This is a genomic window from Halomarina rubra, from assembly GCF_023699475.1.
Classification (GTDB): Archaea; Halobacteriota; Halobacteria; order Halobacteriales; family Haloarculaceae; genus Halomarina; species Halomarina rubra.
This window is the reverse complement of record NZ_JALXFV010000008.1, coordinates 387,829-409,026: the sequence shown is the minus strand read 5'-3', so window position 1 is coordinate 409,026 and position 21,198 is coordinate 387,829. Positions and strand designations below refer to the sequence as shown.

Below are 21,198 nucleotides of genomic sequence, written 5' to 3'. Positions count from 1 at the left end.
CGACGGTTTTTAAGCGACCCCGAACAAACCGCGACCATGATTTCCATCAAGGACAGCGTCCACGACCACATCGAGGTCGACGGTGTGGCCGAGGCGCTGCTCGACACGCCGCTCGTCCAGCGACTCAGGCGCATCCGACAGCTCGGTACCGTCTCGTTCGTCTACCCCTCGGCGAACCACACGCGATTCGAGCACTCGCTGGGCGTCTACCACCTCGCCGACCGCGCGCTCGACAACCTCGGTATCGAGGGCCAGAACGCCGACCGAATCCGCGCCGCCGCGTTGCTCCACGACACCGGCCACGGTCCGTACTCCCACAACCTCGAAGGGCTCATCTACCGCCAGACGGGGCGGTACCACGACGAGATCGACGATCTGCTCGGGGAGGGGCAGGTCGCCGAGGTGCTGCGCGAACACGACCTCTCGCCGTCGTCGGTCGCCGACCTCGTCCGCGGGGAGGGGAAGTACGGCCAGTTGGTCTCCGGGGAGTTGGACGTCGACCGGATGGACTACCTCGTCCGCGACGCCCACCACACCGGCGTCCCCTACGGCACCATCGACACCGGCCGACTCGTGCGGGAACTCGACTTCACCGAGGGCGAACTGGTGCTCGGAGAGGGGAACGTCCAGACCGGCGAGTCGTTGTTGCTCGCTCGTGCGCTGATGAACCCCACCGTCTACAGCCACCACGTCGCGCGCATCTCGAAGTCGATGCTCCGGCGCGCCGCGGAGGGCCTGCTCCGGGCGGACGCGACCGACGCCTGGACGCTCCGGCGGATGGACGACCGCGACCTCACCGTCGCGCTCCGGCGCTGTGAGGAGACCGCCGAGTACGCCCGCCGTCTCGACACGCGCGACCTCTACAAACGGGCGGTGTGGGCTGAGTTCGACGCCGTCGACGAGGACCTCATCGACGCCGACCACGACGCCATTCGCGAGTTCGAACGCGAGGTCGCCGAGGAGGCCGGCGTCGACCCCGAACACGTCGTCCTCGACGTGCCGTCGCGACCCTCCATCCCGGAGTCGACCAGTCGCGTCGTCGTCAACGGGCAGGTCCGTCGCCTGCGCGAGCAGTCGACGCTCGTCAAGGCCGTCCTGCGGGTCCAGCGCGACCAGTGGCGACTCGGCGTCTACGCCCCGCGCGAGGAGACCGAACAGGTCGGCCACGCCGCCGAGGCGGTCCTCGGCCTGGACCTCGACGCGCTGGTGAGCGACATCCGCGAGTCCCGGCCCGCGACGCTCGACGAGTTCGAGGCGCTCTGAGATGAACGGTGACAGTCACGACACGCCGACCGGAGACCCGGACGTCGTCACCACCGACGGTGAGACGACGGTCGAAGGGACGATTCTCCGCGGGCGCGAGTTCGACCCCGTGGAGGGTCGCGTCGTCGTCGAGGACGGCACGGTAACGGCCGTCGAGGAGGCGCCGGTCGACTCCGACGCCGTCGTCCTCCCGGCGTTCGTCAACGCCCACACCCACATCGGCGACTCCATCGCCAAGGAGGCCGGCGGCGGTCTCTCGCTGGAGGAACTCGTCGCGCCACCGGACGGTCTGAAACACCGCCTCCTGCGGGCGGCCGACGACGCCGACCTCGTCGCCGGGATGGTTCGCTCCTTGCGGTACATGGAGCGGTCGGGGACCGGCGCGTTCTTCGAGTTCCGCGAAGGTGGCGTCGCGGGCGTCGACCTCCTCCACCGGGCGCTCGACGACCTCGCCATCGACGCGCGGGTGTTCGGACGTGAGGAGACGGCCGTGCTCGACGTCGCCGACGGGTTCGGCGCGAGCGGCGCGAACGACTACGACTTCACCGACGAGCGGGCGGCGACCCGCGACGCCGGCAAGCCGTTCGCCATCCACGCCGGCGAGGTGGACGCCAGCGATATCGACCCCGCGCTCGCGCTCGACCCTGACCTGCTCGTCCACATGGTCCACGCCGATTCGGACCACCTCCAGCGGGTCGCCGACGAGGAGATTCCCGTCGCGGTCTGTCCGCGCTCGAACCTCGTCACCGACGTCGGTCTCCCACCCGTCGAGGAGCTTCGGGAGCACACGACGGTCGCGCTCGGGACGGACAACGTCTTCCTCAACGCCCCGTCGATGTTCCGCGAGATGGAGTTCACAGCGAAGCTGTACGACCTTACGGCCACCGAAATACTCGGGATGGCGACCCACGCCGGCGCGGACGCGCTGGGGCTGAACTGCGGCGTCGTCGAACCGGGCCGCGACGCCCGACTGCTGGTGCTCGACGGCGATTCGGACAACCTCGCGGGCGCACAGGAGGTGGTCCGGGCGGTCGTCCGGCGCGCTGGAACGAGCGACGTCGAGCGCGTGCTGCTCCCCTAATCCTCGCTGGCGACCGGCCGCAGGTGCTCGCAGTCGCCCGCGTTCACCCGAACCTCCTCGCCGTCGTCGCGGCGGACCACGAGCGTTCCCGGCCGTTCGACGTCGATAGCCTCGCCGACGACGTCGCCGTCGGGCGTCTCCACGCGGACGCGTTGGCCGAGCGTGAGCGCCAGTTCGCGCCACGCGGGAACGACCGAATCGAGGTTCTCCCGGAGGGCGTCGAACTCCTCCAGCAACCGCTGGACGAACGCGCGCCGGTCAACCGCACCGGTCTCGGCGCGGATGCTCGTCGCCCCCTCTGGGAGGTCTGCGGTGCTCGCCTCGGCGTTCGTCCCGATGCCGGGGAGCACCCACTCGACGCGGTCGGCCTCGCCCTGCATCTCCGTCAGGATGCCCGACAGTTTGTCGTAGCTGGTGCCGTCTCTCGGAACCACCACGTCGTTCGGCCACTTGATGTGCGCGTCGGCGCCTTGCTCGCGGGCAGCGCGTGCGGTCGCGACGGCGGCGGCGAGCGTGAACAGCGGCGCGTCGCGCATCGGCACGTCGGGACGGACGACGATGCTCAGGTAGACTCCACCCGGCGGTGCTTCCCACGTCCGGTCGAGGCGGCCGCGCCCGCTGGTCTGTTCGTTCGCGAGGACGACCACGTCCGCAGCGCCCTCCTCGGCGAGGTCGCGTCCCCGACGATTGGTCGAGTCGAGTCGCGCGTGTGACTCGACGGTGAACGGCGCGTCGAGACCGAGCACGACCGACAGTTCGTGGAGCGCCGGCAGCCCGCCGAGCGTGTAGCCGTCGTCGCCGCTCCGGACGTCGAAGCCGTCCTCGCGCAGCGCCTCGACGTGTTTCCACACCGCGTTCCGCGAGACGTCGAGGTGCTCGGCGATGGCAGGCCCCGTCACCGGGCCGTCGGTGAGCGCTTCGAGGACCCGCAAGCGCGTCTGGTTCATGCGCTCGCTTGCGCTGGAGGGTGCTTGAGACTGTTCGTCCAGTGCGGAAGGAATCGGACGGCCGCTCAGAACGGGACGTCGTCGGGGTCGAAGCCGCGACCGCCAGCCGAGAACGTGTCGCTCGTCTCCGCGCGGACGACCTGAATCTCTGGAATCTCGCGGGGGAGGCGCGCTTCGAGCGCCTGGGTGGTCATCGGCGAGACCCCACAGCCCTCGCACGCGCCGCCGAGCGCGATGGTGACCGACCCCGCCTCGACGTCGAGGTCGAGAATCTCGTGGCTCCCGCCGTGGCCCTCTATCTGCGGGAAGTTCCGCATCAGGAACTGGGTGATGCGCTCGCGGAGGTCGTTCTCGTCGACTGCGGCGGCGTCACTACTCATTACCAGAGAGGAGGTGGTCGAGCAGTTTAGTGTCCACGGTCGGGGTGGATGTGATTCGGGGCGGAGCGGTGCAGTGCTGTCGGTGCAGTCGTCGCCAGCACGCTGTACTGCGACGAGTGAAACGAGTGAGCGGGCTGACGAGCGAACGGAACGTTCGAGGAGCGTGAACTGGGCGACGAATCCTTTCGTTCGAGCGTTTACACTGCCGGGGTCGCAGAGCGACCCCGGCGCGTGCGTAAAAGGTCGTTGTTAGTCGATGACGACCAGCACGTCGCCCATGTTCACCGACTCGCCCTCGCTGATGGCGACCTCGGTGACGGTGCCGCCGCGCTCTGCGACGATGTCGTTCTCCATCTTCATCGCTTCGAGCACGCAGAGCACGTCGCCGGCTTCGATCTCGTCGCCCTCGCTGACGCCGACCGAGAGGATGGTCCCCTGCATCTCGGCAGCGACGGTGTCGCCGGCGGCGCTGGTCGCGTCGGACCCGCCCGAGGAGTCACCGGAGCCTCCGGAGCCACCCGAGCGCTGCTTGGGGCGGTTGGACCCGCCGTTGGCGCTGCCAGCGGCGGCGACCGCCAGTTCACCGCGCTCTTCGAGCGAGACCTCGAATCGCTTGCCGTTGACCTCGACGGTGAACTCGCGTTCGACGACCTCCTCGTCGTCGCTCGCGTCGGTCTCGGTGCCCCACTTCTCCTGAGCCTCCTCGATGCGCGTGGTGTCCAGTTCCTCGTCGAGGTAGTCGGTGGTGTGCTCGCCCGAGACGAACTTCTCGTCGGTGAGCATCAGCCGGTGGAACGGGATGATGGTCGTGACACCCTCGATGGTGTACTCCTCCAGGGCGCGCTTCGAGCGGGCGATACACTCCTCGCGGTCGCTCCCGTAGACGATGAGCTTCGCGATCATCGAGTCGTAGTCCCCGCCGATGGTGTCGCCCTGTCGGAGCGCGTCGTCCATCCGGACGCCGATACCGCCCGGTGGGTCGTACGTCGCCAGTTTCCCGGTCGCGGGCGCGAAGGAGTTCGCCGCGTTCTCGGCGTTGATGCGGAACTCCATCGCGTGGCCCTCGAGTTCGACGTCGTCCTGAGAGAAGTCGAACTCCTCGCCGGCGGCCACTCGCAGTTGCCACTTGACGATGTCGATACCCGTGATCTCCTCGGTCACGGTGTGCTCGACCTGGATACGGGTGTTGACCTCGAGGAAGTAGAACTCGCCGTCGGCGACGAGGAACTCGACGGTCCCGGCGTTGCGGTAGTCGGCCTCGGCGACACCGCGACGGGCGGCCTCGCGAATCTCCTCGGCCATCGCCTCGTCGAGCGCGGGCGAGGGGCCCTCCTCGATGACCTTCTGGTGACGGCGCTGGAGCGAACAGTCACGCTCGCCCAGGTGGCGGACGTTGCCGGAGTGGTCGGCGACGACCTGGACCTCGATGTGCCGCGGGTGGTCGAGGTAGCGTTCGAGGTAGACCGAGTCGTTGTCGAAGTACGCCTCACCCTCGCGTTTGGCGGTCTCGAACTGGTCCTCGGCCTCGCTCTCGTCCCAGACGACCTTCATCCCGCGGCCGCCACCGCCACCCTCGGCCTTGATGGCGACGGGGTAGCCGTGCTCGTCGCCGAACTGCTTGACCTCCTCGGCGGACTCGGCAGGGTCGGTCGTCCCGGGCACGATGGGGACGTCCGCGGCCTGCATCACCTTGCGGGCGTTCGTCTTCTCGCCCATCTGCTCCATCGAGTCGCTCGTGGGGCCGACCCACGTGACGCCCTCGGTCTCCTCGACGAGCGCGGCGAACTCGGCGTTCTCCGCGAGGAAGCCGTAGCCGGGGTGGATGGCGTCCGCGCCGGCCTTCTTCGCGGCGTCGACGATTGCCTCCTGGTCGAGGTAGGAGTCGGCCGCACGTGCCGGGCCGACGTTGTACGCTTCGTCGGCGTACCGGACGTGTCCGGCGTTCTTGTCGGCGTCGGAGTAGACGGCGACGGTGCCGACGTCGAGTTCCTCACAGGCGCGCATCACTCGTACCGCGATTTCGCCACGGTTGGCGACGAGTACCTTGTCGAACATTCTTGCGTGGCACTATTCCCAACGGGTACCTGTTTCTATCGGTCCCGAGTGTCCAGCCTCACCGCGGAGCTATTTGTCAGTCGACGTCATCGAAAGCGGTATGCAGGTCATCGGGCATCGCGGGTGTGCCGACCGGGCACCCGAGAACACCCGCCTCGCGGTCCGTCGGGCGGCCGCCCACGTCGACATGGTCGAGATCGATGTCCGTCGCTGTGGCTCGGGCGAACTCGTCGTCTGTCACGACGACCGCCTCCGCAGACTCACCGGCGCGCGCGGTCGGGTCTCGGAGACCGCCTACGCTCGCCTGGAGTCGCTTCGCGTCCTCGACAGCGACGAGTCCATCCCCCTCCTCGCGGCCCTCCTCGCGGACGTCCCCGACGCCGTCGGCGTCAACGTCGAACTGAAACATGCCGGGATGGCCGGCGACCTCCTCGCCGTCCTCGACGGCGTGGCGAACGACGTGCTGGTCTCCTCGTTCGAACCGGCCGCGCTCCAGGAGGTCCGTGCGGTGTCGGACCTCCCACTGGGCTACCTGTTCCACCAGGAGTTGAAGCGACTCGGCCGCGACTGGCGACACGGTCTCGCGCGGGCGCGGACCCTCGACTGCGCCGCGCTCCACCCCTCGGTAGGGCTGTGTACCGACAGTTCCGACCGAATCGCGCGGGCACAGGAGGAGGGGTTCGCGGTCAACGTGTGGACGGTCGCCCGCCCGGCGACCGCCCGGCGACTCCGCGAGATGGGCGTCGACGGCCTCATCGTCGACGACTGGGCCGTAGTCTGACCCCCGCGCGCCGCGACTCGCGCGGCCGACCGAACCTCCCGGTTCCCCGTCGGCCGAAGAGTTACCTCGCGGTCGACGTACTCGTGGTATGGACGACGACGCGGAGACGACCGCCCCCCGACCCGGCACCGTTCTCGCAGTTCACGTCGCCCCCGAGTCGGCGGCCCCCGTCGAACCGGTCGAGCGAGTCGAGGCCGTCGCCGACCGCGGCCTGCGCGGCGACCGGTACTTCGACGGCGCGGGCACCTTCTCGGACGCGGCCAGCGAGACGCCCAACGACGTCACGCTCATCGAACGGGAGACGCTCGCGGCCGTCGAACGCGACTACGACGTGACGCTCTCCCCGGGCGAACACCGACGGAACGTCACGGTCGGCGGGGTCGCGCTCGACCACCTCGTCGGCGAGCGATTCCGCGTCGGCGAGGCGGTCTGCGAGGGCGTCGAACTCTGTGAGCCCTGTTCGTACCTCGAACGGTCACTGGAGAAGCGAGGTATCAGAGAGGCGCTGGTCCACCGCGGCGGCCTGCGCGCACGCATCGTCGAGTCGGGCGAACTCGCCGTCGGCGACGCGGTCACGCCGCTCTGAGCGGCGTAGCGAACGGGAGTCAGTGAGCGGCGACGCTCCCGCCTCAGAACCGGTCGGACCGACCCGACGCGGTCCAGGCGTCGCGCGGTGCGGACGCCGGGACGCGCCGGCGTAGGCCGCGCACGCCGGTCGCTTCGAGGCGGCCGGCGAACGACCAGCGCGACCCCTCCCACGTGTCCTCGCTCTCGTCGGCGGCGGCCGCGGCGGGGGCCTGCGCGCGCAGGTGTGCCCGGACCGCGGCGACGATGGCGGCCGCTTCCTCCGGGTCGGCGTCGGCCAGGCCGCTGAGGTGTTCGGTCATGGCGGTTACAGCGGGATGTTCCCGTGTTTGCGTGACGAGCCATCGACGCGCTTGCTGCGGAGCATCTCCAGGTCCTTGATGAGTCGCTGGCGGGTCTGGGGCGGTTCGAGCACGTCGTCGACGAACCCACGGTCGGCGGCGGTGTAGGGGTTCGCGAGTTCCTCGCGGTACTCGTCGATGAGTTCCTGACGGCGCGACTCGGGGTCGTCGGCCTCGTTCAACTCCCCGCGGTAGAGGATGTTGACCGCGCCCTGGGGCCCCATGACGGCGATTTCGGCGGTCGGCCACGCGTAGTTGACGTCCGCGCCGATGTGCTTCGACGCCATCACGCAGTACGCTCCGCCGTACGCCTTTCGGGTGATGACGGTGAGGAGCGGGACGGTCGCCTCGCTGTAGGCGTACAGCAGCTTCGCGCCGTGTTTGATGATGCCGTTGTGCTCCTGGTCGGTGCCGGGCATAAATCCGGGCACGTCGACGAACGACACGATGGGCACGTTGAACGCGTCACAGAACCGGACGAACCGCGCGCCCTTCAGCGAGGCGTCGATGTCGAGCGTGCCGGCGTTGGCGCGTGGCTGGTTCGCGACGACGCCGACCGAGTGACCGTCGAGGCGAGCGAAGCCGACGACGAGGTTGCGGGCGTAGTCCTCCTGCACCTCGAAGAACGAGTCCTCGTCGAGGACTCCACCGATGACCTCGTGGATGTCGTACGGTTTCTGTGGCTGGTCGGGCACGACGTCGTTGAGGTGCTCGTCGGCCCGCTCGGGGTCGTCCCACGGCTCGACGCTCGGCGGGTCCTCGACGTTGTTCTGGGGGAGATAGGAGAGGAGCATCCGGATGTCGTCGAGCGCCTCCTCCTCGCCGGCCTCGGCGAAGTGCGAGACGCCCGTCTTCCCGGCGTGGGTCTGTGCGCCGCCGAGTTCGTCGAACCCGACCTCCTCACCCGTGACGGTCTTGATGACCTCGGGGCCGGTGATGAACATGTGGCTGGTCTCCTGGACCATGAAGATGAAGTCCGTGATTGCCGGGGAGTACACCGCCCCGCCCGCACACGGCCCCATGATGGCCGATATCTGGGGGATGACGCCGCTGGCTTGCTGGTTGCGGTGGAACACGTCGGCGTAGCCACCGAGCGCGGCGATTCCCTCCTGAATGCGCGCGCCCGCCGAGTCGTTCAGCCCGACGATGGGGGCACCGACCTCCATCGCCTTGTCCATCACCTTACAGACCTTCTCCGCGAACACCTCGCCCAGCGACCCGCCGAAGACGGTGAAGTCGTGCGCGAACACGAACACGGTCCGGCCGTCGACCGTCCCGTAGCCGGTGACGACGCCGTCGCCGGGTATCTGGCGTTCGTCCATCCCGAACTTCTTCGCGCGGTGCGTTCGAAGCTGGTCCATCTCCTCGAAGCTACCGTCGTCGAGGAAGTGGTCGATGCGCTCGCGGGCGGTCATCTTGCCCTTCTCGTGTTGGGAGTCGATGCGGTCCTCGCCGCCTCCCAGCTCGGCGCGGGCCTTCCGCTCGCGCAAGTCGTCGATGCGCTCGTCCATCGTCATTGATTGTCGGTGGTTCTCCGAGTCGGGTCAAAAGAATACCGGGAACAGGCCGGTTTCGCGACGACCCGACCCCGCCCTCGTTTCCGGGGGGTAAACGCCTAACCCGTCGTCGGGAGTAGCACCCTCTATGTCCGAATCCGGCGCGAACGACGGGCAGTTGCCCCCCCTCATCGACGTGCGCGACACGCTCGACGACGTCGAGCGCGAGGCCAACCGGGACGTCAGCGAGGAGGTCGACGCTATCCGCGCGAACCTCGACCGACTCGCCACGCGCGACGGGGGTGGCACCGTCGTCGACGACATCGAGGACGACGTGCTCGCCCTGCGCGAACGGCTCTCGGGCGACGCCGACTGGTACGCCGAGGCCGTCGAGAACCGCGTCCGTCAGTACCGGACCGCGCGCCGGACCGCCAGCGACACTCTCGACGTCGCCGACCCGCGACTCACCCGGAACGGCACCGCCGTCGACCTGGACCGGCAGCGCGGCGACCTGGTCGAGGTCGAGGGCGTCCTCGTCAACCAGGGCGAGGACCGTTCGGCGACGCTCCAGGTCGTGTTCTACGACGAGGACGGCACCGTCGCCCGGAAGGTCGAGAGCCGCGCGTACGACCTCGCTTCGGGCGACCGTCGCGACGTCTCGTTCACCGTCTACGTCCCCGACGACGCGTCGTACCACGACGTCGCCGCCGTCGACGCCAGCGACCCCCGGTCCATCGACGGCGACGAACCGACGCCCGACGACCTCGAACGCGAGCGTCGCCGGGAGGACGACGAGGAGACGGGACGGAACGAGTCGGGCGAGCGCTCCGCCGAGGAGAACGCCGGGGACGCCTGAGCACCACCGCAACGGACGCCGTCCTCACCGTCACCCGACCGAGTTCAGTGGTCGCGACTGTTGCCGATGAGCAACGTCTCCGTCACGAGGCGGTCCATCCCGCGTCGAATGCGCTCGGAGACGGCCTGGTGTGAGAGGTCCAACTCCTCGCCGATGGCGTCGAGGTCGGTCCCTCTGGGGACCTGGAAGTACCCCCCCTCGCAGGCCGCCCGGAGCGCGGCGAACTGGCCCTCGGTGACGCCGTACTGGCCGGCGGGTTCGGAGTTCATCTCGTACACCTTCCGGACGTCGAACGTGAGGTCGTTGTCGTCGCAGAACTCGTAGGTCGACGAGAGCTGTTCGCGGGTGGGGTACAGCACGCGGAGCGACCAGACGCCCGACCCGGCACCGACCTCCGCGTCCAGTAACGTCGCCTGCGAGTCGAGGATCATCTGGACGACGAGTCTGACCCGCTCGGTCCAGCGCATCCGGTAGAGCCACTCGCTGTCGAGGTCGGCGAGTATCTCCGTGTCCTCGGTCGACGGGTCCTCCTCCAGCGCCTCTCGTATCTCGTCGCGGTCGGCTCCGCGCGCCCAGAGGATGGGGACGACCTCGTCCTCGGAGGACTTGACGATGCGTCCGCCGCTGAACTCGACGGACGGCACCGTCGAGCGGGTGTGTGCCAGCGCGAACTCCTCGACGGGGACGGTCCCGGTGACGACGACTCCCATAACCCACCGTGCGACCAGCGGCGGCAAAGAGGCTCGGCTTTCCAGCGACAGTGGCCGCTTCTCGGCTGACTGCCGCGGTGGTCGCGCGGCCGGCGACCCGTGACGAACCGAACCGTCCCCGAACCGCACCGGCTTTGAGCGCGCGAGGGCTACAGCCTCGCGTGGAGAACGTCACCGACCGGACGAGCAACCCGTTCGGTATGCGCCCGCCCTGTGAGCAGTACGTCGCCGGATACGGCGACGCGAACGCCGCGTTCCACGTCGTCGGCGACCACCCCGGCGTCCACGGCGGCGCGCGACTCGCCGACGGCGGGACGCCGGAGTCCGCACGAACCGGGTCGTCCGGGCCGGCGACGGACGCCGACGACGACGGGGCGTCGGCCATCGACGGCGTGGGCGTCCCGTTCACCAACGAGTCCGGCGTCCGCCTCCAGCGGGCGCTCGCCGACGCGGGGTTGCTCGCCGACCCCGGCCAGCGCCCGACGGTGACCGACACGTTCCTCTCGTACCTGCACATGTGCGTCCCCGACGGGACGCCGACGGCCCGAGAGTACACCGAGATGGAGCGGTACTTCGACGCCGAGTTGCGCGCTATCGCCGCCCACGTCCTGCTTCCGGTCGGCGAGCGTGCGACTCGCCACGTCCTCGAACAGTACACCGCACAGGCCGCGAAGGTCGACACCGACATGGCCGCGCTCCACGGCACCGAGATTCGGGGCAGCGGCTTCCTCGTCTACCCCATCCGCGACCCGAGCGAGTGGGGCGACGACGACCACGACCGCCTCGTCGACGCCCTCCGCGCCCTCCAGTCGACGGACTTCCGCCGGGAGGTCGACCTGGGGCGGTTCCTCCCCGGCGAGGAGTCCTGGCGCGTCCGTTGAGACCTGCCCCGACCGCTTCCCGGTGACGGGCGTCCCTCACCCTCCCCCTGCGAGCGACCACCACCGAGGATTTCTCCCCGGCGTGCGAACGACACCCATGAACGGAGGACCCACGGAGTTCACCGTCCGCTCCGACGAGCGGGTCGAGGTACTGGACGTGACCGACCGCGTCGCCGACGCGCTCCCCGACGGGTACGACGGTCTCGCGACGGTGTTCGTCGCTCACACGACGGCGGGCGTGACGCTCAACGAGTTCGAGCCACGACTGGTCGGGGACATCGAGCGGTTCGTCGCCGGACTCGCGCCCGAACACGAGTGGGCGCACGACGAACTGGACGGGAACGCCGACGCCCACCTGCGGTCGATGCTCCTCGGGCGTGACGTGACCGTCCCAGTCCGGGACGGCAGGCCGGCTCTCGGGACGTGGCAGTCGGTGCTGTTCGTCGAGTGCGACGGGCCACGCGAGCGCCGCGTGTCGGTCCACCTGCAGTGAGCGTGGGACGGCCCAGTGGCGGGAAGGGTCGGGGAGGGTGGACGCTCGCTCGTCGCCTCAGAGCGACTCGACGAGCGCGTAGAGGACGCCCGTCGTGACGCCCGCGGCAACGACGGAGACGACCGTGATTCGAATCGCGGAGGTGGTGTCGGCACGGCGGTTCTCCGGGTCGGCGACCCGGCCCGCCTCGCCGCCCGACCCCGTGAAGTCGTAGCGACCGAGCACGGCGAACTTGACGCAGAACTGGGCGCGCGCCTGGACGAAGAACTCGTAGGCCAGCGCGAGCGGTGCGAACGCCCCGACGACCAACCCCGCGGGGGCGCTCGCCGCGAGCACCGCGCTCAGGTAGACGAGCGTCACCAGCGCGCCGACGCCGGCGTACCGGTAGCGTCGACGCTGTTCGCGGTGACCGATGTTGCAGTACCCGGGGCGGTACTCGGCGCTGGCCGTCGGCGGTGGCTCGTCGCTCGACGAGGGATAACGCGACCGAGGAGATGCCATTGCCCTCGGTACGCAGTTGAGCCGTATACGTTCCGCGCCCGCGGCAGTGCGGGCGGTGGAAGACCGTGACAGACCGTCGCTCAGAGCCCAGGCGGGACGATGTAGTAGTCGCCGGCCTCGGGCGTCAAGAACAGGTCGTAGAAGTTCAGTGCCAACACGGCGAGGATAGCGAGCAACACGACGGTCCGTAGCCCCCAGAGCCACACCATCGGGAGCGTCGACCCGCCGCTAGTGCCCTGTCGGAGTTCGTCGACGGCCTCCGCGCCGAGGATCCAGCCGACGAACAGGACGACGAGGAACACGGCGACGGGCAGGAACAGCGAGACGCCGATGCCGTCGAACCACGTCAGCCACGCCGTGTCGAGCGCCGAGGGGACGCCGAGCAGGAAGATGACCGTCCCGAGTCCCGCCGCGGTCGGCGCACGCGAGAGTCGGTAGTTGTCGACGAGGTAGGAGACGACCGCTTCGAGCAGGCTGATGGACGAAGAGAGCGCCGCGACCAGCACCGTCCCGAAGAAGACGACGCCGACGACCTGCGCGGCGACCCCCGGGAGGTCCGCGAGCGCCGTCGTGACGCCGACGAACACCGCGCCCGCACCGCCACCGCCGCTGACGAGACCGCCGTCACCGATACCGATGCCCGCCGCGAACAGCAGCGGGATGACGACGAGACCGGCGAGCACGCCGACGAACGTGTTCGACACCGCGATGGTGAGACCGTCGGCGGTGAGGCTGTCGTCTTTCCCGAGGTAGGAGGCGTACGTTATCATCACGCTGAACCCGACCGAGAGGCTGAACAGCGCCTGCCCGGCCGCTGCGGGGACGACGGTCATCGCGTTGTTCGAGACCGCCGCGAAGTCCGGCGAGAGGTAGAATTCGTAGCCCGCACCCGCTCCCGGGAGCGTGAACGCGTAGACGGCGAGGCCGAGGAGCAACACGACGATGCTCGGCACCATGAACTTCGTCGCCAGTTCGATGCCGTCTTCGATGCCCAGTGCGACGATGGTCACCGTGATGAGCATGAACAGTGCGTGGAGCGCGGCCGCCTCCGGTCCGGCGGCGACCGACCCGAAGTACTCCTGTGGCGCGTCGAGGACGACGCCCGACCCGAAGCCGTAGACGAACCGGATGACCCAGCCGCCGACCACGCTGTAGTACGACAGCGTCCAGAAGCTGCCGATGACGCCGATAGCGCCGATGAACGCCCACTGCGGCCGACCCAGTTTGTTGAACGCCTCGATGGCGTTGATGTTCGAGCGCCGCCCGATGACGAACTCGCCGAGCAACGCCGGGATGCCGATGACGAGCACGGCGACGAGATACACCAGCAGGAACGCCGACCCCCCGTTGGTCGCGGTCTGGAACGGGAACCGCCAGATGTTCCCCAGTCCGACCGCGCTCCCGATTGCCGCGAGGATGAACCCCGCTCGTGTCGCCCACGTCTCACGTTCTACCATGTGTGTGCGCCGTGAGGACACTGGCCCCAATAATAAACGCGGCGGAAGTTGTCTCGCGTGAAATCGTCACTCGGCCCACGTGTTGGTGATACGAGGCGCTTCCGGTAAACTGTCGGCCTATTCCCGACTGTAGCCTTCGCGGCGGGGTGACCGCCGGGTCGCTCCACCGACGCGGTCTCAGGGTTCGACGACGAGTTTCCCGAGGAACGACTCCTCCATCACTGTGCGGTGGGCGTCGGCGGTCTCGTCGAGCGCGAACGTCTGGGCGACCTCGGGGACGACCTCGCCGGAGACGACGAGGCGACCGAGTCGCTCCAGGACGGCCGCGGTGTCCTCGACGTTGAACATCGACATCACCTGGAAGTCGAGGTCCTTGCTCTTGGCCTGTCCGAGCGGGATGCGGGCCTCGTCGCTCGTGTTCCCGATGCCGACGATGCGCGCGCCGGGGGCGGCGACCCGCGCGTCGAGCGGGAAGTACTCGTTCATGAACGTGTCGAGGACCACGTCGGGCGCGGCGGTCTCGGCGATGGCCGCTTCGAGGTCGTCGCGGCGGTAGTCGAACACCCGGTCGGCACCGAGGTCGCGGAGGTGGTCGTGGTACTGCTCGCTCGCGGTCGTCAGCACGGTCGCTCCCGCCGCCTCGGCGAGTTGGACCGCGACGTGGCCGACGCCGCCGCTCCCACCGTGAATCAGGCACGTCTCGGCGGGTTCGAGCGCCGCGTAGCCGACGAGCGCCTGCCAGGCGGTGACGCCGACGAGCGCGACGGCCGCCCCTTCGAGGAACGAGGCGTCGTCGGGGAGCGTCGCGAGCAGGTCCGCTGGCGCGACGACCTGCTCGGCGTGGGTACCCTGCACCGTCCGGCCGAGGCCGGTCCCGAACACCCGGTCACCTACGTCGAACCCGGTCACGTCGGGACCGACCGCCCCGACGACGCCCGCGAGGTCCGACCCGGGGACCCACGGCAGTTCGGGCACCGGGTACGCACCGGTCCGGAAGTAGGTGTCGACGGGGTTGACGCCCGCCGCGTGGACGTCGACGACGACCTCGCCGTGGCCCGGGTCCGGCGGGTCGATGTCGTCGACCTGCAACACCTCGGGGCCGCCCGTCTCGTGGTAGCGAACAGCGTGCATGGTGTGCCGTCGTCGCCCGACTCCAAAAGCGTAGGTGGAGCACGTCGGCGGACCCGACCGGCCACGAGACGAGCGACGGACGCGGGCGTCTGCCCCGAGGGACGGTCGGGCCGCCGCGATGCCCTGTAGAGTGAAGGTCACGGGCGCGATACCGACGGTATGGTCTCCGAACCGACCGACCGACGCTGTCCCGACTGCGGTGTGACGCTCGAACCGATGAAACTCCGAACAGACGACGGGTTCCAGGTCCGCGCCGTCTCCGAGGAGAACCGGGAGGGACTGCTCGGCAGTCTCGGCGTGAAGGAGAAACACCGCATCGACCCCTTCGTCTGCCCCGAGTGCGCACGCACGCTGTTCTACGCGAACCTCGACGACTGACGCGCACGGCCGCGACACCTCCGAACTCCGGTCGGTTCGACGACAGGTTATTGCGGGCCGGAAGCGAACGACGCTCAGGTGACGCGCCGTGAGTCACACCGCTCGCGGCACGTCGCGTGGAGTCCGTCATGAGTCAACAGCAGTTGCCCGAGGAGTGGTTCGTCAGGAATCGACGCGTGAACGCGGTCGTCGCGTGGCTGTTCACGGTGCTCCTGGTCGTGGGTGCGGTCGGGTACCTCCTGGATGGGTTGTTGGTGGACACGACGCTCGCGCTCGCGGCGGCGGCCGTCGCGCTCGTCCCCCCGGTGGTCTACCGGTCCTGGCGACGGACCGTGCCCTGGGCGCTGTTGCTCGTCGCGACGGTTCCCATCGGGGTCGGCGCGTACGGACCGTCGTTCCTCGACGACGTCGCCAGCGGTATCGGCATCGCCACGCTGGCGTTGCTCGCCATCTCGGCGCTCCAGTTGACGACCGACCTCCGGATGACGCCGACCGTCGCCGTCGGGTTCGTCGTCGTCACGACGCTCGCGTTCACGGGGTTCTGGGCGCTCGGGTCGGCGGCGTCGGCACGGTACCTCGGAACGCCGTTCGTCGCGGACAACACGGCGCTGATGGTCGTGTTCACCGCCGCGCTGCTGGGGAGCCTGGTCGCCGGCGGCGTCTTCCGGTGGTACTTCCGCCGGCGACTCCGCGAGACGTACGAGGAGACGGGCGTCGAGGGGGTGTCGGCGTGACCGCCAGCGAACGGACCGACCACCGCGAGACCGCCCCGCGCCAGCGCCGTCTGACCCCCGCACGCCAGCGCACCATCGTCCGCGTCCTCCAGGCGTCGCTGGCCGCCATGGTCGCCGTCGGCGTACTCTCGGGCAACGGTGGGGTCGCGGTCAACGCCGGCGTCGGTCTCCTCGTCACGTTCCTGCCGAACCTCCTCTCGCGGCGGTTCGACGTTACCCTCGGCGTCGGCCTCGTGCTCTGGATCACGACCGCGATGTTCCTCCACGCGCTCGGGACGCTGACGATTCCCGGTCTCGACGTCTCGCTGTACTCGGGGACCTGGTGGTGGGACCACCTGACCCACGCGCTGTCCTCGTCGCTCGTCGCCGGGGCGGCGCTCGCGACTCTGTTGGCGCTCCAGCAGTACTCGGCGGCGATTCGACTCCCCCCGCGGCTCATGTTCCTCGCCATCCTGCTGTTCGTGATGGCGTTCGGCGTCGTCTGGGAGCTTCTGGAGTTCTACATCGGCGTCTCCGCCCAACTGTTCGGAACGGGGGAAGTGCTCACGCAGTACGGTCTCGACGACACCGTCCTCGACCTGTTCTACAACTCGCTCGGGGGCCTCGTCGTCGCGACGTTCGGCGCGTCGCGACTCGCCGACGTCTCGAACCAATTGGCGAACCGCATGACTGCGCGTGGGGCCGGTCGCTGAGCCGTCATATTTTCGTGAGAATCAGGGCGAACGTATATACAGTACTTCGTGGTAGACCGACGACGAATGACCCGCTCGCGCGTCGGCCTGACGGTGTTCGCCGGCTGTACGGCCGTCGCTTTCGTCCTCTGGTTCGTCCCCGGCGTCCCGACGGCGGAGTGGTCCACGGCGGCCGCCTGCCTCAACCACACCCCGTCGTTCTCCCCGCAGAGCGTCTGGGTCGTCGGCGTGGACGGCGTCCCCGTACCGGCGCTGGTCTACGACGACGGCTGTAACACCGTCGCGTACGCCCACCCGGCGTTCCTCGCCGCGACGTTCGCGCTCTGTGGGCTGGTCGCCGAGGGCATCGAAACCGCGTACGAGCGGCACCGGGGCGCTCCCCGCCCGTCGCTCGACGGGCCCGAGGCCGGCGAGGAGGAGTGGCGGTGAGTCTCCCGGCGCGGACGCTCCGACGGGTCGGTGCGGTCTCGGTCGTTCTCGGTGTGGTCCTCGTCTGCTACTCTCTTTCGACAGTGAATATCGTCGGTCTCTCGACGGCCGTCGGTTGGACCCGAGCGTAACGCACGCCGAGACGGTGACGGGAGTCCGACTCTCGCCGTACCCGATGGTGGAGTTCACCGACGGCTGTAACGACATCTACTACCCGCATCCAGCGTGGTTCGGGTCACACCTCGTCGTCGTCGGTCTCACCGTGGTGTTCGTGAGCCTCGTCGACGAGAGAGACGACGACCCGACCGAGCAACACGCCCACACGGGCGGCTCTCGTCGGTGACCGAGTGACCGCGAACCATACCGGAACCGGCGGGATTTAAGCGGAGTCCGAACGCGCCTACAGGCGATGAAACTCCACGAGTATCAGGCGAAACAGGTGTTCGCCGACGCGGGGCTTCCGGTACCGGATTCGAAGCTCGCCGCGAGTGTCGACGAGGTCGTCGAAGCGGCCGAGAACGTGGGCTACCCGGTCGCCATCAAGGCGCAGGTGCAGGTCGGGGGCCGCGGGAAGGCCGGCGGTATCGAACTCGTTGACGACGAGGAGGAGGCCCGCGAGGCCGCGGACCGCATCCTCGGGATGGACCTCAAGGGGCTGCACGTCGACCGCGTGCTCGTCGAGGCGGCCGTCGACTTCGTCAACGAACTGTACGTCGGCGTCACGATGGACCGCAACGAGGGCAAGCCCGTCGCGATGGTCTCGACGAAAGGCGGCGTCGACATCGAGTCGGTCGCCGAGGAGACGCCCGAGGCCATCTCGCGCGTGCACGTCGACCCGTCGTTCGGGATGCACCCGTTCCAGGCCCGCAAGGCGGTCTACGACGCGGGCGTCGAGCGCGACGTCGCGATGGACGTCGCGAGCGTTCTCACGACGCTCTACCAGCTCTGGGACGACAAGGACTCGACGGACATCGAGGTCAACCCGGTCATGATAACGAGCGACCGCGAAGTCGTCTGTGCGGACGCCGTCATGAACATCGACGACGACGCGCTGTTCCGCCACGCCGACCTGCAGGAGATGGAAGAGGAGGGCGACAGCTCCCAGGACGACCTGGAGGCGAAGGCCGACGAGTACGGCTTCGACTACGTCCGGCTCTCGGGCAACACGGGCATCATCGGCAACGGCGCGGGCCTCGTCATGACGACGCTGGACCTCGTCGACTACTACGGCGGCGAACCCGCCAACTTCCTCGACATCGGGGGCGGCGCGAAGGCGTCCCGTGTCGCGAACGCGCTGGACATGGTGTTCTCCGACGAGAACGTCGACAGCGTCGTGTTCAACATCTTCGGCGGCATCACCCGCGGTGACGAGGTGGCGAAGGGTATCAACGAGGCGCTCGAATCGTTCGAGGAGATTCCCAAGCCCGTCGTCGTCCGCCTCGCGGGGACGAACGCAGAGGAGGGGATGGAGATTCTGAACACGGACCTCGTGACGGTCGAGAAGACGCTGGAGGACGCCGTCCAGCGTGCCGTCGAGTACGCGGACACGGAGGCAGACAAATGAGCATTCTCGTAGACGACGACACGCGCGTGGTGGTACAGGGCATTACGGGTGGGGAAGGCAAGTTCCACACCCAGCAGATGGTCGACTACGGCACGAACGTGGTCGCCGGTGCGGTCCCCGGCAAGGGCGGCCAGGACGTCGACGGCATCCCGGTCTACGACACCGTCTCGCAGGCCGTCGAGGAGGAAGAGGCCGACGCGAGCGTCGTGTTCGTCCCGCCGGCGTTCGCCGCCGACGCGATGTTCGAGGCGCTCGACACGGACCTCGACCTCGTCGTCGCCATCACCGAGGGCGTCCCCCAGCAGGACATGGCGCGCGTCTACAAGCGCCTCTCTGAGACCGACACGCACCTCGTCGGTCCCAACTGCCCCGGTCTCATCACGCCCGGCGAGGCGAAACTCGGCATCCTGCCGGGCAACATCTTCTCGTCGGGGAACGTCGGTCTCGTCTCCCGCTCGGGGACGCTGACCTACCAGGTCGTCGACAGCCTCACGCAGCGTGGCATCGGCCAGACGACCGCCGTCGGTATCGGCGGCGACCCCATCATCGGGACGGACTTCATCGGTGCGCTGGACCTGTTCGAGCAGGACCCCGACACCGACGCCGTCGTGATGTGCGGTGAGATCGGTGGCGAGGACGAGGAGGAGGCCGCCGCGTTCATCGGCGAGCAGATGGACACGCCCGTCGCGGGCTTCATCGCGGGCCGCACCGCACCGCCGGGCAAGCGCATGGGTCACGCAGGGGCCATCGTCTCCGGTAGCGGGACCGGGACGGCAGAGTCGAAGATCTCGGCGCTCCAGGACGCGGGCGTCCCCGTCGGCGACACCCCCGAGGAGGTCGCCGACAACGTCGAGGACCTGCTGTAAGCGGCGTCGTCCGTCGACGATTTTTCGGTGTGGTCTCGGTCCGACGGCGAGCGACCGCGTCGGATTCGTCGACCCCGGAACCACACTACGGAACCCCGAACGAACCAACCCTTATCGCTCGCCGAACCCTACGTTTTCTATGAACACCCAGCCGCCCGGACCGCCCGAACCGCCGGTCGTGGGCAGCACCTTCGACTACGCGCGGGACCCGTTTCGGTTCATGGACGCGGTCCGCCGCGCGTACCGCGACATCGCGACGTTCCGACTCGGGCCCCTCGACACGTACATCCTGATGAACCCCGACGACGTCGAGACCGTGCTGACGAACGACGAGGCGGCGTTCCGGAAGGCCGACTTCCAGGACGACGCGCTCACGGGGTTGCTGGGTGACGGTCTCCTCCTCTCGACGGGCGAGTACTGGGAGCGACAGCGCGCCATCGCCCAACCCGCGTTCAACATGGGTCGCATCGCGGGGCTGGTCGACACGATGGGCGAGAAGACCGAACGTGCGCTCGACGAGTGGCCCAGCGGCGAGCCGTTCGACGTGCAGTTGCCGCTGGCGCGGCTCACCGTCGACGTCATCGTCAACGCGATGTTCGGCGTCGACCCCGACCCGGAGACGGTGCTGGAGGTCCAGAACAACCTCGAACCGCTGGGGGCGCGGTTCGAACCCGACCCCATCCGCTTTCTGACGCCGCCGTGGGTGCCGACGCCGAGCAACAGGGAGTACAACGAGGCACTGGAGACGCTCGACGGTGTCGTCGACGACCTCATCGAGCGTCGCCGGGCGTTGGGTCGTACCAGCGGGCACGCTCGTTCCGGCGGGAACGCGGGCGACGACTTCCTCTCGCGACTGCTTCGCGCGGAGGGTGCGGGCGACCAGACCGCCGAACAGGTCCACAACGAGATGACGACGATGCTGCTCGCGGGGCACGACACGACGGCGCTGACGCTCACCTACGCGTTCCACCAGCTCGGCAACCACCCCGAGGTGCTCGAGCGACTCCACGAGGAGGTCGACGCGGTGCTCGACGCGGGCGAGCGCCCGGGGATGGGCGACCTCCGGAACCTGGAGTACACCGAGCGCGTCCTGAAGGAGACGATGCGCGTGCTCCCGCCGGTGTACACGATGTTCCGTCAGCCGAACGTCGACGTGCGACTGAGTGGCTACCGGGTGCCGGCGGACTCGCTGTTGATGGTGCCCCAGTGGGTGCTCCACCGCCACCCCGACTACTGGGAGGACCCAGAGACGTTCGACCCCGACCGCTGGACGCCGGCGCGCGCCCGCGAGCGCCACCCGTACGCCTACTTCCCGTTCGGGGCCGGCCCGCGAGCGTGTATCGGCCGCCAGTTCTCGCTGGTCGAGGCGAAGATAATCCTGAGCATGGCGTTGCGACGGTTCACACCCGAACTCGCCTCGTCGCCGGACCTCGACCTCCGGCCGTCGCTGACGATGCACCCTCGCGACCCCATCGAGATCGTCCTCCACGAGCGTGCGGTGAGAGAACAGACCTGACGCGCGGCCGCCATTTCGAGGCCAAAATCACCGGCAATTGAGTGACTAAATACGCGGCTGG

The 21,198-nt window shown here is 68.9% G+C and carries 24 protein-coding genes; 15 read left to right on the top strand and 9 right to left on the bottom strand.

Annotation, left to right across the window (positions count from 1 at the left end):
• The first annotated feature begins 36 nt into the window (after window positions 1–36).
• Both M1L36_RS17010 and M1L36_RS17005 read left to right on the top strand, forming a co-directional pair.
• On the top strand, window positions 37–1,263 hold the full coding sequence (locus M1L36_RS17010; RefSeq protein WP_250874930.1) for an HD domain-containing protein: 1,227 nt from the start codon (window positions 37–39) through the stop codon (window positions 1,261–1,263).
• Between the two features lies 1 nt (window position 1,264).
• Entirely contained in the window at window positions 1,265–2,344 is a 1,080-nt protein-coding gene (locus M1L36_RS17005; protein WP_250874929.1) for an amidohydrolase family protein, read from the top strand.
• On the opposite strand, the gene M1L36_RS17000 is transcribed toward M1L36_RS17005, so the two are convergent.
• The 3 genes from M1L36_RS17000 to M1L36_RS16990 all read right to left on the bottom strand — a co-directional run bounded on the left by M1L36_RS17000 (window position 2,341) and on the right by M1L36_RS16990 (window position 5,726).
• Window positions 2,341–3,291 carry a biotin--[acetyl-CoA-carboxylase] ligase gene (locus M1L36_RS17000; RefSeq protein WP_250874928.1) on the bottom strand — a complete coding sequence of 317 codons (951 nt, stop codon included), beginning with the start codon at window positions 3,289–3,291 and terminating at the stop codon, window positions 2,341–2,343. The genes M1L36_RS17005 and M1L36_RS17000 overlap by 4 nt on opposite strands.
• Before the next feature lie 65 nt (window positions 3,292–3,356).
• A complete protein-coding gene (locus M1L36_RS16995; protein WP_250874927.1) occupies window positions 3,357–3,671 on the bottom strand; it encodes a NifU family protein in 315 nt (104 codons plus the stop codon).
• Between the two features lie 249 nt (window positions 3,672–3,920).
• The gene (locus M1L36_RS16990; protein ID WP_250874926.1) at window positions 3,921–5,726 is read right to left on the bottom strand and encodes an acetyl-CoA carboxylase biotin carboxylase subunit; all 1,806 of its coding nucleotides are present in this window, start codon (window positions 5,724–5,726) and stop codon (window positions 3,921–3,923) included.
• 100 nt (window positions 5,727–5,826) lie between these two features.
• On the opposite strand from M1L36_RS16990, the gene M1L36_RS16985 reads away from it, so the two are divergent.
• Both M1L36_RS16985 and M1L36_RS16980 read left to right on the top strand, forming a co-directional pair.
• Window positions 5,827–6,507 (top strand): glycerophosphodiester phosphodiesterase, encoded by a 681-nt coding sequence (locus M1L36_RS16985; RefSeq protein ID WP_250874925.1) that lies wholly within the window; start codon window positions 5,827–5,829, stop codon window positions 6,505–6,507.
• A gap of 88 nt (window positions 6,508–6,595) precedes the next feature.
• On the top strand, window positions 6,596–7,093 hold the full coding sequence (locus M1L36_RS16980; RefSeq protein ID WP_250874924.1) for an MOSC domain-containing protein: 498 nt from the start codon (window positions 6,596–6,598) through the stop codon (window positions 7,091–7,093).
• 43 nt (window positions 7,094–7,136) lie between these two features.
• On the opposite strand, the gene M1L36_RS16975 is transcribed toward M1L36_RS16980, so the two are convergent.
• Window positions 7,137–7,394 (bottom strand): DUF8022 family protein, encoded by a 258-nt coding sequence (locus tag M1L36_RS16975; RefSeq protein ID WP_250874923.1) that lies wholly within the window; start codon window positions 7,392–7,394, stop codon window positions 7,137–7,139.
• Window positions 7,395–7,399: 5 nt separating this feature from the next.
• Window positions 7,400–8,944, bottom strand: coding sequence for an acyl-CoA carboxylase subunit beta (locus M1L36_RS16970; protein WP_369694269.1), 1,545 nt, complete (start codon window positions 8,942–8,944; stop codon window positions 7,400–7,402).
• 133 nt (window positions 8,945–9,077) lie between these two features.
• Here M1L36_RS16970 and M1L36_RS16965 point away from each other — a divergent pair, with 133 nt between their 5' ends.
• On the top strand, window positions 9,078–9,785 hold the full coding sequence (locus tag M1L36_RS16965) for an FxLYD domain-containing protein (RefSeq protein WP_250874921.1): 708 nt from the start codon (window positions 9,078–9,080) through the stop codon (window positions 9,783–9,785).
• A gap of 44 nt (window positions 9,786–9,829) precedes the next feature.
• Here M1L36_RS16965 and M1L36_RS16960 read toward each other — a convergent pair whose 3' ends face one another.
• Entirely contained in the window at window positions 9,830–10,495 is a 666-nt protein-coding gene (locus M1L36_RS16960) for a helix-turn-helix domain-containing protein (protein ID WP_250874920.1), read from the bottom strand.
• A gap of 161 nt (window positions 10,496–10,656) precedes the next feature.
• Between M1L36_RS16960 and M1L36_RS16955 the strand changes: the two genes are divergently transcribed.
• Both M1L36_RS16955 and M1L36_RS16950 read left to right on the top strand, forming a co-directional pair.
• On the top strand, window positions 10,657–11,376 hold the full coding sequence (locus M1L36_RS16955) for a uracil-DNA glycosylase family protein (RefSeq protein ID WP_250874919.1): 720 nt from the start codon (window positions 10,657–10,659) through the stop codon (window positions 11,374–11,376).
• A 97-nt stretch (window positions 11,377–11,473) separates the two neighbouring features.
• A complete protein-coding gene (locus tag M1L36_RS16950; protein ID WP_250874918.1) occupies window positions 11,474–11,869 on the top strand; it encodes a secondary thiamine-phosphate synthase enzyme YjbQ in 396 nt (131 codons plus the stop codon).
• A 57-nt stretch (window positions 11,870–11,926) separates the two neighbouring features.
• Here the strand turns inward: M1L36_RS16950 and M1L36_RS16945 are convergent, their stop codons facing one another.
• From M1L36_RS16945 to M1L36_RS16935, 3 genes are all read right to left on the bottom strand, one after another.
• Window positions 11,927–12,370: a hypothetical protein gene (locus tag M1L36_RS16945; protein WP_250874917.1), complete on the bottom strand. Its 444-nt coding sequence runs from the start codon at window positions 12,368–12,370 to the stop codon at window positions 11,927–11,929.
• Between the two features lie 80 nt (window positions 12,371–12,450).
• Window positions 12,451–13,827 carry a sodium-dependent transporter gene (locus M1L36_RS16940; RefSeq protein WP_250874916.1) on the bottom strand — a complete coding sequence of 459 codons (1,377 nt, stop codon included), beginning with the start codon at window positions 13,825–13,827 and terminating at the stop codon, window positions 12,451–12,453.
• A 177-nt stretch (window positions 13,828–14,004) separates the two neighbouring features.
• The gene (locus M1L36_RS16935) at window positions 14,005–14,958 is read right to left on the bottom strand and encodes an NADPH:quinone reductase (RefSeq protein WP_250874915.1); all 954 of its coding nucleotides are present in this window, start codon (window positions 14,956–14,958) and stop codon (window positions 14,005–14,007) included.
• Between the two features lie 159 nt (window positions 14,959–15,117).
• Between M1L36_RS16935 and M1L36_RS16930 the strand changes: the two genes are divergently transcribed.
• From M1L36_RS16930 to M1L36_RS16895, 8 genes are all read left to right on the top strand, one after another.
• Window positions 15,118–15,336, top strand: a complete 219-nt coding sequence (locus M1L36_RS16930) for a hypothetical protein (protein ID WP_250874914.1) — start codon at window positions 15,118–15,120, stop codon at window positions 15,334–15,336.
• Between the two features lie 128 nt (window positions 15,337–15,464).
• The gene (locus M1L36_RS16925; protein ID WP_250874913.1) at window positions 15,465–16,070 is read left to right on the top strand and encodes a hypothetical protein; all 606 of its coding nucleotides are present in this window, start codon (window positions 15,465–15,467) and stop codon (window positions 16,068–16,070) included.
• Window positions 16,067–16,762: a DUF2238 domain-containing protein gene (locus tag M1L36_RS16920; RefSeq protein ID WP_250874912.1), complete on the top strand. Its 696-nt coding sequence runs from the start codon at window positions 16,067–16,069 to the stop codon at window positions 16,760–16,762. The genes M1L36_RS16925 and M1L36_RS16920 overlap by 4 nt, the downstream gene beginning before the upstream one ends.
• Window positions 16,763–16,828: 66 nt before the next feature.
• Window positions 16,829–17,191 (top strand): hypothetical protein, encoded by a 363-nt coding sequence (locus M1L36_RS16915; RefSeq protein ID WP_250874911.1) that lies wholly within the window; start codon window positions 16,829–16,831, stop codon window positions 17,189–17,191.
• 115 nt (window positions 17,192–17,306) lie between these two features.
• The gene (locus tag M1L36_RS16910; protein ID WP_250874910.1) at window positions 17,307–17,534 is read left to right on the top strand and encodes a hypothetical protein; all 228 of its coding nucleotides are present in this window, start codon (window positions 17,307–17,309) and stop codon (window positions 17,532–17,534) included.
• A 66-nt stretch (window positions 17,535–17,600) separates the two neighbouring features.
• Window positions 17,601–18,755: an ADP-forming succinate--CoA ligase subunit beta gene (gene sucC / locus M1L36_RS16905; protein WP_250874909.1), complete on the top strand. Its 1,155-nt coding sequence runs from the start codon at window positions 17,601–17,603 to the stop codon at window positions 18,753–18,755.
• Window positions 18,752–19,621 (top strand): succinate--CoA ligase subunit alpha, encoded by an 870-nt coding sequence (gene sucD / locus M1L36_RS16900; protein ID WP_250874908.1) that lies wholly within the window; start codon window positions 18,752–18,754, stop codon window positions 19,619–19,621. The genes sucC and sucD overlap by 4 nt, the downstream gene beginning before the upstream one ends.
• A 139-nt stretch (window positions 19,622–19,760) precedes the next feature.
• Window positions 19,761–21,137: a cytochrome P450 gene (locus M1L36_RS16895; protein ID WP_250874907.1), complete on the top strand. Its 1,377-nt coding sequence runs from the start codon at window positions 19,761–19,763 to the stop codon at window positions 21,135–21,137.
• Window positions 21,138–21,198 lie beyond the last annotated feature (61 nt).